The organism is Pseudomonas asplenii (assembly GCF_900105475.1).
In the GTDB taxonomy this organism is placed as follows: Bacteria; Pseudomonadota; Gammaproteobacteria; order Pseudomonadales; family Pseudomonadaceae; genus Aquipseudomonas; species Aquipseudomonas asplenii.
The window spans coordinates 2,144,918-2,160,741 of sequence record NZ_LT629777.1; the positions used below are offsets into that span (position 1 = coordinate 2,144,918).

16 protein-coding genes are annotated in these 15,824 nt (G+C 64.8%); 3 read left to right on the forward strand and 13 right to left on the reverse strand.

The window, feature by feature from the left end; all coding sequences use genetic code 11:
* The first annotated feature begins 109 nt into the window (after nucleotides 1-109).
* From dgcB to etfB, 3 genes are read left to right on the forward strand one after another with little or no spacing between them, the layout of a single operon-like run.
* Nucleotides 110-2,053 (forward strand): dimethylglycine demethylation protein DgcB, encoded by a 1,944-nt coding sequence (gene dgcB / locus BLU37_RS09740; protein WP_019360903.1) that lies wholly within the window; start codon nucleotides 110-112, stop codon nucleotides 2,051-2,053.
* Nucleotides 2,053-3,273, forward strand: a complete 1,221-nt coding sequence (gene etfA, locus BLU37_RS09745; RefSeq protein WP_090204400.1) for an electron transfer flavoprotein subunit alpha — start codon at nucleotides 2,053-2,055, stop codon at nucleotides 3,271-3,273. The genes dgcB and etfA overlap by 1 nt, the downstream gene beginning before the upstream one ends.
* 15 nt (nucleotides 3,274-3,288) lie before the next feature.
* Complete coding sequence (etfB, locus tag BLU37_RS09750; protein WP_019360902.1) at nucleotides 3,289-4,059, forward strand: electron transfer flavoprotein subunit beta; 771 nt, start codon at nucleotides 3,289-3,291, stop codon at nucleotides 4,057-4,059.
* 38 nt (nucleotides 4,060-4,097) lie between these two features.
* Here the strand turns inward: etfB and BLU37_RS09755 are convergent, their stop codons facing one another.
* The 13 genes from BLU37_RS09755 to BLU37_RS09815 form a co-directional block, all read right to left on the reverse strand.
* The gene (locus BLU37_RS09755) at nucleotides 4,098-6,029 is read right to left on the reverse strand and encodes a secretin and TonB N-terminal domain-containing protein (RefSeq protein WP_090204403.1); all 1,932 of its coding nucleotides are present in this window, start codon (nucleotides 6,027-6,029) and stop codon (nucleotides 4,098-4,100) included.
* A gap of 30 nt (nucleotides 6,030-6,059) precedes the next feature.
* On the reverse strand, nucleotides 6,060-6,566 hold the full coding sequence (locus BLU37_RS09760) for a hypothetical protein (protein ID WP_090204406.1): 507 nt from the start codon (nucleotides 6,564-6,566) through the stop codon (nucleotides 6,060-6,062).
* Nucleotides 6,563-7,120, reverse strand: coding sequence for a GspMb/PilO family protein (locus BLU37_RS09765; RefSeq protein WP_090204409.1), 558 nt, complete (start codon nucleotides 7,118-7,120; stop codon nucleotides 6,563-6,565). The genes BLU37_RS09760 and BLU37_RS09765 overlap by 4 nt, the downstream gene beginning before the upstream one ends.
* Nucleotides 7,121-7,134: 14 nt before the next feature.
* Complete coding sequence (locus BLU37_RS09770) at nucleotides 7,135-7,680, reverse strand: hypothetical protein (RefSeq protein WP_090204412.1); 546 nt, start codon at nucleotides 7,678-7,680, stop codon at nucleotides 7,135-7,137.
* Nucleotides 7,680-8,426 (reverse strand): hypothetical protein, encoded by a 747-nt coding sequence (locus BLU37_RS09775; RefSeq protein ID WP_232000491.1) that lies wholly within the window; start codon nucleotides 8,424-8,426, stop codon nucleotides 7,680-7,682. The genes BLU37_RS09770 and BLU37_RS09775 overlap by 1 nt, the downstream gene beginning before the upstream one ends.
* Complete coding sequence (locus BLU37_RS09780) at nucleotides 8,407-10,041, reverse strand: GspE/PulE family protein (protein WP_090204417.1); 1,635 nt, start codon at nucleotides 10,039-10,041, stop codon at nucleotides 8,407-8,409. The genes BLU37_RS09775 and BLU37_RS09780 overlap by 20 nt, the downstream gene beginning before the upstream one ends.
* 4 nt (nucleotides 10,042-10,045) lie before the next feature.
* On the reverse strand, nucleotides 10,046-11,224 hold the full coding sequence (locus tag BLU37_RS09785) for a type II secretion system F family protein (protein WP_010452055.1): 1,179 nt from the start codon (nucleotides 11,222-11,224) through the stop codon (nucleotides 10,046-10,048).
* Entirely contained in the window at nucleotides 11,221-11,715 is a 495-nt protein-coding gene (locus BLU37_RS09790) for a lytic transglycosylase domain-containing protein (protein ID WP_090204420.1), read from the reverse strand. Before BLU37_RS09790 ends, BLU37_RS09785 begins: the two co-directional genes overlap by 4 nt.
* 17 nt (nucleotides 11,716-11,732) lie before the next feature.
* Entirely contained in the window at nucleotides 11,733-12,179 is a 447-nt protein-coding gene (gene gspG / locus BLU37_RS09795; RefSeq protein ID WP_090204424.1) for a type II secretion system major pseudopilin GspG, read from the reverse strand.
* Between the two features lie 269 nt (nucleotides 12,180-12,448).
* Nucleotides 12,449-14,014 carry a lytic polysaccharide monooxygenase gene (locus BLU37_RS09800; protein ID WP_090204426.1) on the reverse strand — a complete coding sequence of 522 codons (1,566 nt, stop codon included), beginning with the start codon at nucleotides 14,012-14,014 and terminating at the stop codon, nucleotides 12,449-12,451.
* A gap of 109 nt (nucleotides 14,015-14,123) precedes the next feature.
* Nucleotides 14,124-14,567: a type II secretion system protein gene (locus BLU37_RS09805; protein ID WP_090204429.1), complete on the reverse strand. Its 444-nt coding sequence runs from the start codon at nucleotides 14,565-14,567 to the stop codon at nucleotides 14,124-14,126.
* A gap of 40 nt (nucleotides 14,568-14,607) precedes the next feature.
* Entirely contained in the window at nucleotides 14,608-14,991 is a 384-nt protein-coding gene (locus BLU37_RS09810) for a type II secretion system protein (RefSeq protein ID WP_010452045.1), read from the reverse strand.
* Nucleotides 14,966-15,472, reverse strand: coding sequence for a type II secretion system protein (locus tag BLU37_RS09815; RefSeq protein ID WP_090204433.1), 507 nt, complete (start codon nucleotides 15,470-15,472; stop codon nucleotides 14,966-14,968). The genes BLU37_RS09810 and BLU37_RS09815 overlap by 26 nt, the downstream gene beginning before the upstream one ends.
* Nucleotides 15,473-15,824: the final 352 nt, after the last annotated feature.

The window sequence follows — 15,824 nt, forward strand, 5'->3', positions numbered from 1 at the left end:
TTCAACACCAGTGTCGGCTGACCTATCGCTTTCGCGGGCAAGCCCGCTCCCACGGGAACCGAGTCAGGCATCTCGACCTGCAAGACCCTAGGTCTTTGGGAGCTTCACCATGTTGAACACCCTTCTGCCCATCCTGCTGTTCGCCGCCCTGGGCCTCGCCGTCCTCGGCGCGCTGCGGCGGGTCGCCATGTGGCGCCGCGGCCGACCGTCGAAGGTCGATCTGCTCGGCGGCCTGTTCGCCATGCCCAAGCGCTACATGGTCGATCTGCACCATGTGGTGGCGCGCGACAAATACATCGCCAACACCCACGTCGCCACGGCCGGTGGCGCGGTGGCGTCGATTGTCCTGGCGCTGCTGGTGCACGGTTTCGGCCTGCACAACCGTATCCTCGGCTATGCCTTGCTGCTGATGTCGGCGGTGATGTTCGTCGGCGCGATCTTCGTCTACCGGCGTCGACGCAACCCGCCGTCGCGGCTGTCGAAAGGCCCGTGGATGCGCCTGCCGAAAAGCCTGCTGGCGTTCTCGGCGTCGTTCTTTCTGGTGACCCTGCCGGTGGCCGGGATCCTGCCGGAAGATTTCGGCGGCTGGGTACTGGCGCTGATCCTCGGCCTTGGCGTGCTGTGGGGCGTGTCCGAGCTGTTTTTCGGCATGACCTGGGGCGGGCCGATGAAGCACGCTTTCGCCGGTGCTCTGCACCTGGCCTGGCACCGCCGCGCCGAACGTTTCGGCGGCGGCCGCTCCACCGGCCTCAAGCCGCTGGACCTGAGTGATCCGCAGGCACCGCTGGGGGTGGAAAAACCCAAGGACTTCACCTGGAACCAACTGCTCGGCTTCGACGCCTGCGTGCAGTGCGGCAAATGCGAGGCGGCCTGCCCGGCGTTCGCCGCCGGCCAGCCGCTGAACCCGAAAAAACTCATCCAGGACATGGTCGTCGGCCTGGCCGGCGGTACCGATGCGAAGTTCGCCGGCAGCCCGTATCCGGGCAAACCGATCGGCGAGCATGCGGGTAATCCGCATCAACCGATCGTCAACGGCCTGGTGGACGCCGAGACCCTGTGGTCCTGCACCACCTGCCGCGCCTGCGTCGAGGAATGCCCGATGATGATCGAGCACGTCGATGCCATCGTCGACATGCGCCGGCACCTGACCCTGGAAAAGGGCGCGACGCCGAACAAGGGCGCCGAGGTCCTGGAAAACCTGATCGCCACCGACAACCCGGGCGGTTTCGCCCCTGGCGGTCGGCTGAACTGGGCGGCGGACCTGAACCTCGACCTGCTGGCCGAGAAGCAGAGCACCGACGTGCTGTTCTGGGTCGGCGACGGCGCCTTCGACATGCGTAACCAGCGCACCCTGCGCGCTTTCGTCAAGGTCCTGAAAGCCGCCAAGGTCGACTTCGCCGTCCTTGGCCTGGAAGAACGCGACAGCGGTGACGTGGCCCGTCGCCTGGGTGACGAGGCGACCTTCCAACTGTTGGCCAAACGCAATATCCAGACCCTGGCCAAGTACAGCTTCAAGCGCATCGTCACCTGCGACCCGCACAGCTTCCATGTATTGAAGAACGAGTACGGCGCCTTCGGCGGCAACTACCAGGTGCAGCACCACAGCACCTACCTGGCCGAGCTGATTGGCGCCGGTGCCCTGAACATCGGCCAGCACAAGGGTAACAGCGTGACCTATCACGACCCGTGCTACCTGGGCCGCTACAACGGCGAGTACGAGGCACCGCGCGAAGTCCTGCGGGCTCTGGGGATCGAGGTCAAGGAAATGCAGCGCTCCGGTTTCCGTTCCCGTTGCTGCGGCGGCGGTGGCGGCGCGCCGATCACCGACATTCCCGGCAAGCAGCGGATTCCCGACATGCGCATGGAAGATATCCGCGAAACCGGCGCCGAAGTGGTGGCGGTCGGTTGTCCACAATGCACGGCGATGCTCGAAGGTGTGGTCGAACCTCGCCCGATGATCAAGGACCTGGCCGAACTGGTGGCCGATGCCCTGCTGGAAGAGGCGCCAGCGAGCAAGCCGGCATCCCGGCGTGAACCTGCGGAGGTGCACTGATGAGCGATATTATCCGGCGCGACCCGCGCGCCGAGCGGATCGCCCGCAACCGGCTGCATCCGCTGCACGCGGCGATGCAGCCGGTACAACACAGCTGGATGGGGCCTAACGGGATCATCCGCAAGAATCTCCATGGCGTCGGTTTCATCGGCCCCAACGGCATCAAGCGTATCGACCGCAGCGGCGCCCAGCAGGGCGGCGCGACCAAGCGTTCGGCCAGCGTCGAGGTGCAATTGCCGCTGCATCAGGTGGTGCAGCCGGCGTTCCACATCTGTGTGGTGCCGGACATGGTCGGTGGCCGCTTGAGCAGCCACGACCGCGATCTGCTCGGCCTGGCCCATCAGTTGGCGGGCAAGGACGGTGCGGTACTGGCCGTGGTCTTTGGCGAACACAAGGAAAGCACTTTCGAGACCGCTGGCGTCGATCGCCTGCTGGTGCTTGAAGGCGACGAGTTCAGTGGTTATTCACCGGAGCAAAGGGTCCAGGGCCTGCGGGCTGTGGATAACCAGTTCAGTCCGCGCCACTGGTTGCTGCCGGACAGCCGCAGCGGCGGTGGGGAACTGGGCCGGCGCTTTGCCGCGAGCCTGGGTGAACGGCCGGCCACGCGGGTCTGGCAGGTCAAGGACGGCGAGTGCATCGGCCGTGCCGGCGCCGGCCTGCAGGATTTGGCGCGGCCGTTGGCGAGGCTGATCCTGGCGGCTGCCGAATGTGCCGAATCGGTCAGCGAAACCCGTCACGAAGCCTTGCCCGTGGAGTTATCCACAAGTGTCGTGCGCAGTCTGCCACGCATCGAGGATCTTGGCGCGGTGGCGGTCGACCCGGCGGCGATTCCCATGGCCGAGGCCGAGTTCATTTTCTCCGGCGGCAACGGCGTTCAGGACTGGTCGCTGTTCCACGAGACGGCGGCGGCCCTGGGCGCCACCGAAGGCGCGTCGCGGGTGGCGGTGGACGATGGCTTCATGAGCCGCGATCGGCAGGTCGGGGCCAGCGGTACCTGGGTCACGGCGCGGGTCTATGTCGCCGTGGGGATTTCCGGGGCGATCCAGCACCTGCAAGGCATCGGTGCCTGCGACAAGGTAGTGGCGATCAACCTTGATCCGGGTTGCGACATGATCAAGCGTGCCGACCTGTCGGTGATTGGCGACAGCAACGAGATCTGCCGTGCACTGATCGCCGCAGTGACGGCATATCGCAATGGCGCCAAGCGCGATGCGGCCTAAGGTGGGAACGAATTCATGAACACGAATGTAATCAGCCTGGTGTCGATCGGAGCCCACCCGACTTCCGGCCGCGCCCGCCGCGCCGAGCAGGATGCGCGGGCGGTGGAGTTGGGGCTGCAACTGGCTGGGGATAACTTGCAGGTGGTGCATGCCGGCGATGTCGCCGAGCCGGCGCTGCGCGCTTACCTGGGCATGGGCCTGGACGAATTGCGGGTGCTCGAACAGCCGGCCGGAGCCGATGCGCTGCCGGTGCTGACCGACTACCTGCGCGATGTCGGGGCTCAGGTGGTGCTCACCGGCAGCCAGGCGGAAACCGGCGAAGGTTCGGGGATGTTGCCCTTTCTGTTGGCGGAGAACCTTGGTTGGCCGTTGGTGGTGGGGCTGGCCCAGGTCGAGTCGATCAATGACGGCGTGGCCCAGGTGTTGCAAGCCTTGCCGCGCGGTCAGCGGCGGCGGCTGAAGGTGCGCCTGCCGTTTCTCGCCACGGTGGATAACGCTGCGCCCAAGCCACGTCAGAGTGCCTATGGCCCTGCGCAACGGGGTGTGTTGCAGGCCGAAGAAGTGCAAGTGCTTGAGGATGAGCTGTTCACCGGTGCGCAACTGCAACCGGCCAAGCCCCGGCCCAAGCGCCTCAAGGTGATCAAGGCGAAGAGCGGTGCCGACCGGATGAAAGCCGCCACGGCCAAGGCCAGCGGCGGCGGGGGGCAGGTGCTCAAGGGCGTCAGTGCCGAAGCCGGGGCCGAGGCGATCCTCAAGCTGCTGGTCGAGGAAGGCGTGGTGCGCTGATCCCTCGTCTGCGGTATTCCCGCTCGCCACACTGCCTGTCACTGTTGGTCTGAGGGAGCGGCTGCCGGCGCCGGTGCAGCCGGTGGCTCAACCGGCTTGGGCAGCGGCGATTCCATCACCGGCTGCTCCACCGGCGCTGGCAGTGGCTGCCAGTTTTCATTCGCGCGCGGCACCGCCAATGGCGGTGGGATGGCGCTGCCGCCGGCGCCGCCGCTGGTCTGCATGTTCAGGTTCTGGCTGTTGTGCAGGACCATGCCCTCGGTCGAACTGCGCGCCTCGGTACCACTGCTGAAGGTACTGACCTGGGACGCCGGCAGGTCGAGGTTACGCTCGATCCGTGGGGTGATCAGCAGGATGATTTCGCTCTTGCCCTGCTCACTCTTGTTGGTGCCGAAAATCGCCTGGCCCAAGCCTGGAAGACGGCTGAGCCCCGGCAAACCGCTGCCCTCGTCGATGTCGGCGGTGCGGATCAGGCCAGCGACCACCTGGGTTTCATTGTTCCGCGCGGTCAGCGTGGTGCGGGTCGAGCGCGACCCCAGCTCGAAGGTCGGCGGGATATTGTCGGTCCCTTCGTTGCGCTTGGTGATGTGCGTCATGTCGATCACCATCTGCAGGTTGATCTCGTCGTTCAGGCTGATATTGGGCTGGACCTCGATGCTCAGGCCGACATCCTGGTAGGAGACCGACGCGGTGGTCGTCAGGTTGGCCGTGGTCGAGGTGACCACCGGAATCTTGTCGCCGATCTTGATCTCGGCCTTTTCCCGGTTCTTCACGCGGATTCGCGGATTGGCCAGGGTGACGGTATTGCCGCTGCGCTGCAGCAGGTTGATCTTGGCCTCCAGGCTGCCGACTTCGAGTTGGCGCCCCAGGCTGGTGGTGGACGAAGCCGTGCCGGGCAGCGAGAGGCCGATGGAACCGGGGTAATTGATCCCCAGGTTGAGTTCGTCCACCAGGGTGACCTCCATCACCTGGATGTCGATGGTCACTTCCGAATCGGCCAGGTCGATGGCTTGCACCAGTTTCTCCACGGCGCTCAGGGTCTCCAGGCCGTCACGGACGATCACCGCGCTGAGCCGTTCATCCACCAGCACTTCCTTGGGCTTGAGCAACTGCTTGATCTCGGCCGCCGCCAGTTTCGGGTCGGCATGGCTGAGATAGAAGGTGCGCACCGCCAGTTCGCGGTACTCGCGCTCCTTGTCCGGGCGTGCGGGGTAGATCAGTACGGTGTCGGCATTGAGCACCTTCATCTGTAGCTGGTGGGTCGACAACAGCAGGTTCAGCGCATCTTCGGCGGTGGTACGCGACGCGGAGATGCTGGCGGCCGCGTTCGGATTGACGTCCTTGTCGATCACGAAGTTGATGCCCGAGAGCTTGGCGATGGTCTCGAAGATGGTGGTCAGGCTCTGGGAACTGAAGTGCAGGCTGACCGGCTTTTTCATCGCCTCGCCCAGCTTCGGCTTGAGGCTGTCGACGCTGACCAGGGTGCGCGTCAGGCTGTCGCGCAGGTCCAGGGCCTCACGGTAGTTGGGTTGCTGCGCGATGATCTGGCGGACCTGGGCCAATGCCTCCCGTGGCTTGCGTTCGCTCAGGGCCTGCGCCCGGGCCAGTTCCGGGCGCAGCCGGGCGAGGTTGCGGATGGTGCGGATGGCCTGGCTGGCGCCGAGGTTGCCGGGGTCGTACTTGAGGATCTGCTGCATGGCGGCAATGGCCCCGGCATCGTCGTTGCGTCCCAGTGCCTCGGCCGATTGACGGCTGTACTGGTCGACCAGTTGTTCGGTCCTGCCGAACAGCGCGGCACGCAACTGGATGTCGTCCGGATGCTCGCGCACGGCAGCGCGCAGCACATCGACCGAGCGGGTGAGATCACCGTCCTGGCGCAACTGTTCACTCTCGTTGAGCGGTCCGCGGGACTGGCAGGCGGTCAGGGCGATCAGCAGCAGGGCCAGCCATGGCCGGATAGATTTTGACATGATCGTTCTCTTCGCTAGAGCCATCCGTGCTCATGGAGTATCCAGGCGCAACGTGGTCACCTGGCGCAGTGGCAAGTACGTCAGCACCACGCGGGATTCGGTCAGTTTGTCCAGCCGGTAATCCTTGCCGAAGGTCGCGCCCGGCCGGATGTGGCCCTCCACTGAGCAACTTGTGCACAGGGTGTAGCGCACGCCCTGGCCCTGGAGCACGACGATCTTCGACTGGCCCTGATAGCGCCACTGCGCACTAACCGTGAACGGCATCGGCGGCGCCTGCGGGGCGCTCGGTTTCGTTGCGGCCACGGGCGGTGGTGGGGGCAGCCAGCTCTGGCTGGGAAACAGATCGACCGGGCGAGTGGCCTGCTCGGGCATGTTGGCCTCGGCGGAGGCGGATGGCGTGGCGACCGGCTCGCGTGAGTCGGCAGTGGGCGTGGCGGCGGTCGGCGCTGTCGGGGTGTTCAGGTCCTGCCAGAACAGCCAGCCACAGCCGAGCAGTACGCCTGCGAGCAGTACGCGCAGGTACACCGGCAGTGTCACTTGAGCACCGCCAGCAGGCTGAGGCGCAGGCGGATGTCCAGTTGCGCGCTGGCGATGTCCTTGCGTTGCAGGCTCAGGTTTTCTATGCGTACTGCCGGTTGGCGCGCGACGTCGTCGAGCGCCTTGCGCAAGGTCGGGTAGGTGCCGCTCAGCGGAATATCCAGCTCCAGGCGTTGGGTCTGGTCATCTGCCACGGACGAATACTGGAAGTCGGTTTGCAAGACCGCGAAACCGTTCTGCTGCAAGGCCGTCAACAGGCTTTGCAGGCGCGCCTCGAAACTGCCGGTGTCGGGCAGGCGCCTGACTGCCTGGGGCTCGTCGGCATGCAGGTCCAGTGGCTGTTCGGCGATACCTGCCCGGGCTTCGTGCAGGCGCAGGGCGCTGTCGTCGAGGCCAGGGACGATCACGCCCTGGCGGATCACCAGCGCGGCAACGATCAGCAGCAACGCCAGGCTACCTCCCACACCCAGCAAGCGTTGTAATTGGGCCAGATACCAGCGCAACCGGGCCTGCAGTTGGCTGGCGTCGTGCCATGGACGGGGTGTCGGCTGCATGACCTCTTCGCTCCCTATGGCTGGGCGCCGAGTTTGAATTTGACGCTCATCGGCAGCATGGGATCGCGGGTATTGCGCGCGCTCTGTTGCAGGCTGACGGTGAGGCCGGTGTCGGCCTTGAGTTGCTCGATGAAGTGCAGGCTGCCTTCCAGACGTTGGCTCTCCAGTTCCAGGCTGAGTTCGCGGGCCGTGGTGTTGACCTCCAGGCGCAACAGTGCGACGTCCGCTGACCAGGCCCGGCCGAGGGCATCGAGCAGGGCGAAGGGCGTGGCGCCCTGCCGGGCAAAGGCCTCCAGCTGTTTTTTCTGTTGGGGCGAGGTGCGCAATGCGGCTTGCATCTGCTGCTCCTGCTGAATCGCCAGGGCGGTGAATTGCCGTTCCACCTGTTCGGCTTCGGCCTCCTGGATCTGCAGGGCCTGCCAGTCCGACCAGAGCAGCAGCCACACACCGAGGGCGACCGCACCCAGCAGCACCCACAGCCAACACCGGGGCCGCTCACCGCGCAGGTCGATCGACGGTGCCCGTGGCTGCCGCCAGCGGCGAAGCCGCACCAGGTTCATCAGGCCTGCTCCGCCAGCCAGGGGTGCAGCGGCCCAAGCCAGTGCCAGGGCAGTATTGTCGACGCTTCGAGCGCCGGCTCGGCGGCCACCACCAGGGTCGGCTGTTCCGGTTCGTCGCACAGCACATCGGCCATCAGCAGGGCATCGGCCAGGGAGGTCTGCCGGTTCAGTGGCAATACGCAGACTTGCGCCGGCCAGCCCTGGTGCGCGAAGACGCAACCGAGGGCCGTGGGTTCGCGGACGGCGAAGCGACAGTCGCGGGGTAACTGGCGCCAATGGCGTTGCAGGGCATCGAGCAGCAACGGCGCGCAATGCTTGATGGGCAGGTGCCGTGCGCGGAACAGGCTCTCGAGCGAGGCCATCAGGGCCTTGTCGACCGCTGCCGCCAGGCGCTCGCGGCCGAACGGCGCGGGATCGATCGAGACCTGCCATTGCTCGGGATCGAGATCGTGGTGCTGACGCAACAGCGCCAGCGCGAAGTCTTGCCAGTCGCGAGTCCTGTAGAGCCCCTCCTGCCAGGGCAGAATCAGGTAATGCACATGGGGGAAACCGAGTAGCAGCGTGACCCGCTCCAGATAGCCCAGGCGGCCATGGGGCGCCCGCTCCAGCAGCGTGGCGCAGGCCTCCAGCGGATCGCCACGTTCATGGCCTTGCCAGAGCGGGCCCCTGGGCCAGCATGGACGCGCGGCCCAGTGCACCTCGTCCTGGGCCAGCAGCACCACATGGTCAATAAAGGGAGAGGACACGATGGACCTCCTGCAAGGTGGTCTGGCCGGCGGCAGCGCTCGCCAGGGCAATATCGCGCATGAAGCGGTGGCCCGATTCGCGCGCCAGTTCGCGCAGGGCGGCGGCCGAGCGGCGTTGCAGCAGGCCCTCCTTGAGCGTGTCGGTGACGCTCAGCACCTCGGCCAGCGCCAACCGGCCGCGATAGCCGGTCTGGCGGCAGGCCTCGCAGCCCCGGCCGACCCGGTAGTGGCTGTCGGGTGCGTCGGCCGGCAGGTGGGCCAGTCGCAGCAGCTGCGCGTCCGGCTCGCAGGGTTCGGCACATTCGCTGCACACCCGGCGCAGCAGTCGTTGCGCGACCACGCCGTTGAGCGCCTCGACGAAGCTGGCCGGCTCCACCTTCAGGTAATTGAAACGCTCCAGTACGCTGAAGGCGCTGTTGGCGTGTACCGAGGACAGCACCAGGTGGCCGGTGAGGGCAGCCTGCACGGCGATCCCGGCGGTTTCGCCGTCGCGGATCTCGCCCACCAGGATGGTGTCCGGGTCGTGCCGCAGGATCGAGCGCAGGCCTCGGGCGAAGGTCAGGCCCTTCTTGTCGTTGACCGGGATCTGCAGCACGCCGGGCAGTTCGTACTCCACCGGGTCTTCGATGGTGATGATTTTCTTCTCGCCGGTATTGGTCTCCGACAGGGCGGCATAGAGTGTCGTCGACTTGCCGCTGCCGGTGGGCCCGGTGACCAGCAGCATGCCGTAGGGCTCGCTGGCCAGCAGGCGGATACGGCCGATCGCGTCCGCGTCCAGGCCCAGGCTGTCGAGGCTCAGGGACTCGCCGCGCTGGGATTTGTCCAACACCCGCAACACCGCATCCTCGCCGTGGATGCTGGGCATGATCGAAACCCGGAAGTCGACGTCGCGTTGCTGGATACGCGCCTTGAAGCGACCGTCCTGGGGTACCCGGCGTTCGCCGATGTCCAGGCCGGAGAGCACCTTGAGCCGTGACAGCGCCTGTTCGGCGGTGTCGAGCCCGGCGCTCTGACCGATCTGCTGCAGCACACCATCGATCCGGTACTTGATCACCAGACCTTCGGGGGTGCTCTCGACGTGGATATCGCTGGCCCGGCTCTGCAGGGCATCGAAGAGCATCGAGTTGACCAGCCGCACCACCGGATTGTCATCGCGGGCGATGCTGCTCAGGGAGATTTCCTCGACGGCCTCGGCCACCCGTGCGTCTTCGTCGTCGCGGGCGAATGGGTCCATCACCCGCTGGCTGGCCTCGGCCTTTTTCAACTGCGCCTCGACTACCCCCGGCAGGCTCATCGCCAGGGTCATCGGCGCCAGTTCGGCATGGGCCTGCAGCCATTGGCGGGCACTCAGGGAGAAGGGTGCGCCGAGCACCAGGTAGCCCTGGCCGTCGATCTCCACCGGCAGGGTCTGGCGCGCCAGGGCCTGGGGCAGGGAGAGCGTGGTGAAAGATTCGCGACCCTCGAGCTGGGCCTCGGTAAGGGGCATCAGGCCAAGCAGGGCGGCGACGTCGGCCAGATGTTCCGGCGACTGCGCCAGCACCTGTTGCAGGTGTTCCGACAACGGTCGGTTGTCCTGCCGTGCCTGCTGCTGCCATTGCTGTCTGAGTGTATCCATCGTGCTACCCCTGGATGGATCCGGCCAGTTCGAAGATCGGCATGTACAGCAGGAACACGATCAGCCCGATCAAGCCGCCGACCACCAGCATCAGCAGCGGCTCGAAGACCTTGCTGAACAGCTCGATGGCACGCTCCAGCGCTTCGTCGTGAAACTGCGCGATACGCTCGCACATGGCCGCCAGTTCGCCGCTCTGCTCGCCCACACGCAGCAGGCGCTCGGCCACCGGGGTGGTGAGCCGGTGCCGGGTGAGGGTGGCCGACAGCGGCTGGCCGGCGCGAATATCGCTGAGGCTGCGGTTCAGGTCGCCCTGGCGTTCGGCCGGTAGCAGGGCCCCGGCCATTTCCACCGCCGACACCGCCGGCATCCCGCCCATCAGCAGCATGCCGGCGGTGCGGTAGAAGCGCGCGAGAATGAACAGTGTGCGCTGGGCACCGAGGCTGGGGATTTTCCACAGCAGGGCCGCCAACTGTTGCCTGACCGTCGCGGTGCGTACCAGCAGCACCAGCGCGGCGACCACTCCCGCCAGGGCGCCCATCAGCAGGCCGCCGTGGCGTTCCACCAATTCGCCCCACCAGACCATGAAACGCGCAGTCGCCGGCAGGTCGCTCATCGCGTCGAAGACCGAGGCGAAGCGCGGGATCACGAAGAACAACAGGAACAGCAGGATCACCGCGCCCACGCCGAGCACCACCAGCGGATACATCAATGCGCTGCTGACGCGCTTCTTCACGGTTTCCAGATGGGCTTCGAAATGATGGTAACGGCGCAGCGCCACCGATAGCTGCCCGCTGTGTTCGGAGGAAGCGGCGGTCGCCACCAGCAGGTTGGGAAAGATCGCTGGCCTGGCCTGCATCGCCCGGGAAAAGGCGTGGCCCTGGTACATCGACTCCAGCAGCTCGCTCAACACCTGCCGGTTGATCCCCGGCGCAGCCTTGTCGCGCAGGGTTTCCACCGATTCCACCAGCACCAGCCCGGCGTCGAGCAGCACCACCAATTCCTGAATGAACAGGCCGAGGGCGAAACGTGCTCCACGACCCGGCCAGGTGAGCGAGGCGCGTGGGCGCAGCGAGACCACCTGGGCGTCCTGCAACTGGCGCCGGGCATCATCGAGGTCGACGGCCTGCAGGCGCAGGTGGCGAAACTGGCCGTGGCTGACGATACGGGCATCGAACGTCTTCATGGCCGCGCACCGTTGCCCGAGGCCAATGCGCGCGCGCCGCGTTGGCGCAGTTGCAGCAGGCTGGCGTAGTAGCCCCATACCCGCCTTGCGTAGCGGTCGCGGTTGGCGTCGCGCTCGGCACGGGCCCCGGCGTTGTAGGCGCCCACGGCTTGCCAGCCGTAACCCAGTTGCTGGACGAACTGGGCGAGAATCCAGGCCCCGGCCATGACACTGGTGCACGGTTCGTCGAGCAGGTTCTGTTCGCCAATGCCAAAGGCGGCCAGGCGTCCCAGGTGACGGCTGTTGATCTGCATCAGGCCGATGTCGTGACTGCCATCACGGTTGGTGTTGCGGGCCCGGGGATCGAGCCCGGACTCGACCTGAGCGATGGCGTAGAGCAGCAGGGGATCGATACGGTAGCGCTCGCCGGCGTCCTGGAAACAGTTGGCGGCGCTGGCTCCCGCCGTGAGGAGGGCGCCAAGGACGACCGGCAGTGCGAATGAGTGGCGCATGGGCAGGGCCTCCGGGCTCAGAAGCCATACACGATGTCGGCGTTGGTGCCGTCACCTGCGGCCTTGCCATCGCGGCCCAGCGAGATGATCTCGACCTCATGACCGGCGCCGGGGTTCTTGAACAGATAGGGATTGTTCCAGGGGTCGGGCGGCACGCCCTTGGACAGGTACGGTCCATGCCAGGCGGGTTCGCTGGCGGGCCGTTCGATCAGCACGTTGAGGCCCTGGGCCTCGCTGGGGTAGTGACCATTGTCCAGGCGGTACTGGTTCAGGGCATCGGCCAGGGATTTCATCTGGCCCTTGGCGGTCTGGACTTTCGCCAGTTCCAGGCGGTCGAACATCTTCGGCCCGACGTAGCCGGCCAGCAGAGCGATGATCAGCAGGACCACCAGCAATTCGAGCAGGGTGAAGCCGCTGGCGCAGGGGCGGATGTGGGGATGCCGACGTGACGAGAATGCCTTCATGGGTGCGGCCCATTGCTGGGGACAAGGAACGTGGTTACTTCATAACCCATTCCGGCCCGACATCAGGTGGGCACCACCGGCAGGTACACGTTGAACATGTCTCGGGGTGAATGACTGACTGTAACTCTAGTTCAATACCCCCGAGGGCAAGGAGCGCAGGGTTATATCTCTTTACTATTAGGTCGCGTGTTTCCTGCAAGGGAGACGCATAACCGAGAGCACCGGCGGGATAACGCCGCACAGCCTGTGCGGCGTTATCACTCACTGCCCTAGAGCTTGTCCCAGGCCTCCTGCCAATGCACGCCGGTGCCAGGGGCATAGGCCCAGGCCGCGCCCTTGCACCAGCCGGTGGCCGGCCAGGGTTTGCATTTGTAGTTGGCGCCGGCATTGGTGACGATCTCGCCGGCCCCGTACTCGGTGCCTTCCACGTACTGCGGATAATCGCCACCGCCGGACTCCGGCCTGGCGGTCAGTGTCACCTGTGCCTCGTGGCGTTTCTTGTTGGTGTCATCGTAGACATTGAGCCGCAGCGTCGCCGTCGAGAGCTTGTCGCTGGGCGCTGTGGTAATGGTGAAGGTCGGGTCGGTGCTCGATCCGTAGGTCCAGTCGCCTCCGCCCTGGAACGACCAGGCATAGAGCAGTGGCGTGTTGTTGTAGGACACGGATTTCCTGCCATCCAGGACGAAACGCTCACCAGCCTTGATCTCGGTGCGCCCTTCGATCACCGCCACGGGCGGACGTTCATCCACCGGACCTGGGTTCTCGCCACCGCCTCCAGAGTCGACGGACATCTGCGTGGAGTCCCTGGCATCGAGCAGGTAGTTGTAGTTGCTGTAGATGTTGGTGGGATCGAACGTGATGGTTTCGTTCTTTTTGACGCCGACACGAATGATGTGCTGGCTATTGCTCAGTTGGTTTACCAACTGCGCCCCCCACACCCTGGGATTCTGGTTGCTGGCGGTGATGGGCAGTTTCAGGTCGACCAGTTCACTGACCGCGCGGTCATGTCCGAATACGCGAAAGTGCACCGTATCACCGGGTTCCGGATTGATCCCGTTGCCGTCGATAAACACCTTTTCCTTGGTCCAGGGGGAGGGTTGGGTCTTGTCGTCGAAGACGATATCGCTGCAGCCGTAGAAACCTTCACCGACCGGATCCCGACGTTGCCAGCGGGTGACGAGTACGGCATTCCCATGGCGACCAGGAGGGATCTGCACCTTGAGCAGAAAGAAACTGTTGGGGTCCGAGATGATCGGGGCGGGGGCCCAATCCTTGCGGACATCGGTCAGTTCCTCGGTGTGAATCAGTTCCAGGTCCTCCCACTTCAGTTGACGGGTCGCGCTGTCATAGTCGGGCTTGCTGAGGTAGATCTTGATGAAACTGGGTATATGGGGCTGGGTGGTGGCCAGGCGCACAGTGATCTTGCCCGCAGTATCGGGCGTGACCTTGGTCTTGGTCCACTGCGGCATGACCTTGTTGAACACATCCATCCCCGGGCGGTTTGCCGAGCAGATCTTGCCGTTGGGCACGACCTCCCTGACGGCAGCGTCGCCGTTGTCCGGATCCGCATAGCGACCACCGATGTTCGCGCTGACCTCATGCCATTGATTGATCCCGTGCACCAATTGTCCAGGTTGTTCGGTCTTGGCTTGGCGGCAACCCTCGTCCTTCATCTGTTCGGCAGAGCCGTTGAAGTCCTGGAAACTTCGGCACATGACCTGGCGTGTCGGGGGCGTTTCCACCGCCCCATGACCCCAGCCCAGCACGGGTATTGCCATTAGCGTCGCCAGAGCACAGCGGATGATCGGGTGTGCGCAGAAATGTAAGCTGTTCATTGTTCAACCCACGTTCAAGTTGGAAGAAACGTTCCGAACCGTTCGGAACCTTGGCTTTTCACTTAACGACTGGCTTGATCACCAGACATGCCCACCTCCCACGTAGCCTCTACGTTCTTTTTGGAGGGTTACTCTGTCCAGGCCGGTACAGAAACTGCCAACCCTGATAACTGCCTTGCCCGGTGAAACTCTCCTGGTGCTGACGAAAGTTGCCTTGCTTGAGGGGTTGTCCCGCAGCCTGGCTGAACACGCCCATGATGGTTTCGCCGGGACCGGGGATGATTCCCCAATTGGCCGATCCGCTCAGCGGGTCGGGGTAGACCCGGCGCAAATAGCGCTTGAGCGTCGGTTGGCGGCGATCCAGCAGCAGGTCCTCGAGCGTCTTGGGGTACTGTCGAGACTGTGACTCGTAGTACAGGCCGATGGCCCGACGGATTTCCTCGCCCTGGGCCAGCAGTTGCGCTTCGCGCTCGCGGCGCAGCCGGGTCGACCAGAGCACGCCGACCTCCATCAGCAGCACGGCAACGATGGCCACCGAGACCAGCAGGCCCATGAACACCGAGCCGCGCTGCGCTGTTCGTCGGCACCGACGGTTACCAGCTGCCATAGTCGCTGCCATCCACCGCGCGGCCGGGAGCGCCGCTGTGTACATCGCCGAACCCGCTGTCCTCGCTGCGCTGCAACTGCCAGGTATCGCGCCGGCCGGTGATCGGGTCGCGGGGGATCTCGCGCAGATAGTGGCCGTTGACCAGCTCTTCCAGGGTCTCGGGGTTGTTGCCCTTGTCTTCGCGGTAGTGATCCAGTGCCTGACGGATCGACACCAGGTTATGGCGCAACACGGTTTCCTGGGCCTTGGTGTGCTGGCGAAAATACTGCGGCATGACCAGGGTCATCAGCGTCGCGATAATGGCCATCACCACCAGCAGCTCGATCAGGGTAAAACCGCCGGCCTTACCATTGGTTGTATGGAATGCCATTGAGGCCCTCCCGCTGGCTGCTGGAGCGGATATCGAAGACGTCTTCGCCTTCGGCCGGGTCCTCGGCGCTGCTCTTGTAGCTGCGCAGGCGCCAGGTTGCTTCGGCGGAGAGGTTCGGGCATTCGCAGACCGGATCGCGTGGAATACGCCGCAGGAAGAAGATCTTCCGGCCGCCCGGGTCGCTGCGGTCGACCACACCTTCGACCAGGCTTTGCAGAGTGGGCGGATAACCGTTGGTGATTCCCTTGTCGATCCGGCCGTCGTCGGTGGCTTCCTTGTAGGCATCGATGGCACGGCGGATTTCCCGCAACGAGCGTTGCAGGTCGAGTTCACGTTCGCGTTTGCCCACCAGGGCGGTCAGCGGATAGGCCACCGTTGCCAGGGTTGCCAGCAAGGCCAGGGTCAGCAGCAACTCGATCAGGGTGAAGCCGGCTGCGGATGGGCGGCGAAGCGCTAGGGAAAATAGCGGGAGCGGCCACATGGAGATCGCACCATCGGGAGGTCCTCGGGTAAATGCGTCAGGCCAAGACACCTTTACTGCAAGAACATGGCGCGCTGTGGGAGAAGTGTAGTTGATAGTTCGAGGATGCCAGGCGAGCCGCTTGTAATCGTCAGGTCTGGTTGTTCGCGGATACATGTCCACAGAGACTGTTGGTGGCTCTGTGGATAAGTTGTTCGTGCATTGCTGAATCCCTTGCAGATTAACGGCTGTAGCCCGCAGTATGAAAAGTGATCAAGCTAACTGACGGTTTTTTCTGAGGTTTTAATGTGGATAAGCCTCAGTCAGAGGACGGCGTGGTGCTCGACTTGTCAACAAACTCTGTTGGCGATTA

Coding starts and splice junctions, on each gene's coding strand:
- BLU37_RS09785 (WP_010452055.1), bottom strand. CDS start 11,224: ATGAAGACGTTCGATGCCCGTATCGTCAGCCACGGCCAGTTTCGCCAC.
- etfA (WP_090204400.1), top strand. CDS start 2,053: ATGAGCGATATTATCCGGCGCGACCCGCGCGCCGAGCGGATCGCCCGC.
- BLU37_RS09800 (WP_090204426.1), bottom strand. CDS start 14,014: ATGAACAGCTTACATTTCTGCGCACACCCGATCATCCGCTGTGCTCTG.
- BLU37_RS09810 (WP_010452045.1), bottom strand. CDS start 14,991: ATGGCATTCCATACAACCAATGGTAAGGCCGGCGGTTTTACCCTGATC.
- BLU37_RS09780 (WP_090204417.1), bottom strand. CDS start 10,041: ATGGATACACTCAGACAGCAATGGCAGCAGCAGGCACGGCAGGACAAC.
- dgcB (WP_019360903.1), top strand. CDS start 110: ATGTTGAACACCCTTCTGCCCATCCTGCTGTTCGCCGCCCTGGGCCTC.
- BLU37_RS09805 (WP_090204429.1), bottom strand. CDS start 14,567: ATGGGCCTGCTGGTCTCGGTGGCCATCGTTGCCGTGCTGCTGATGGAG.
- BLU37_RS09770 (WP_090204412.1), bottom strand. CDS start 7,680: ATGAACCTGGTGCGGCTTCGCCGCTGGCGGCAGCCACGGGCACCGTCG.
- BLU37_RS09765 (WP_090204409.1), bottom strand. CDS start 7,120: ATGCAGCCGACACCCCGTCCATGGCACGACGCCAGCCAACTGCAGGCC.
- BLU37_RS09815 (WP_090204433.1), bottom strand. CDS start 15,472: ATGTGGCCGCTCCCGCTATTTTCCCTAGCGCTTCGCCGCCCATCCGCA.
- BLU37_RS09790 (WP_090204420.1), bottom strand. CDS start 11,715: ATGCGCCACTCATTCGCACTGCCGGTCGTCCTTGGCGCCCTCCTCACG.
- gspG (WP_090204424.1), bottom strand. CDS start 12,179: ATGAAGGCATTCTCGTCACGTCGGCATCCCCACATCCGCCCCTGCGCC.
- BLU37_RS09755 (WP_090204403.1), bottom strand. CDS start 6,029: ATGTCAAAATCTATCCGGCCATGGCTGGCCCTGCTGCTGATCGCCCTG.
- etfB (WP_019360902.1), top strand. CDS start 3,289: ATGAACACGAATGTAATCAGCCTGGTGTCGATCGGAGCCCACCCGACT.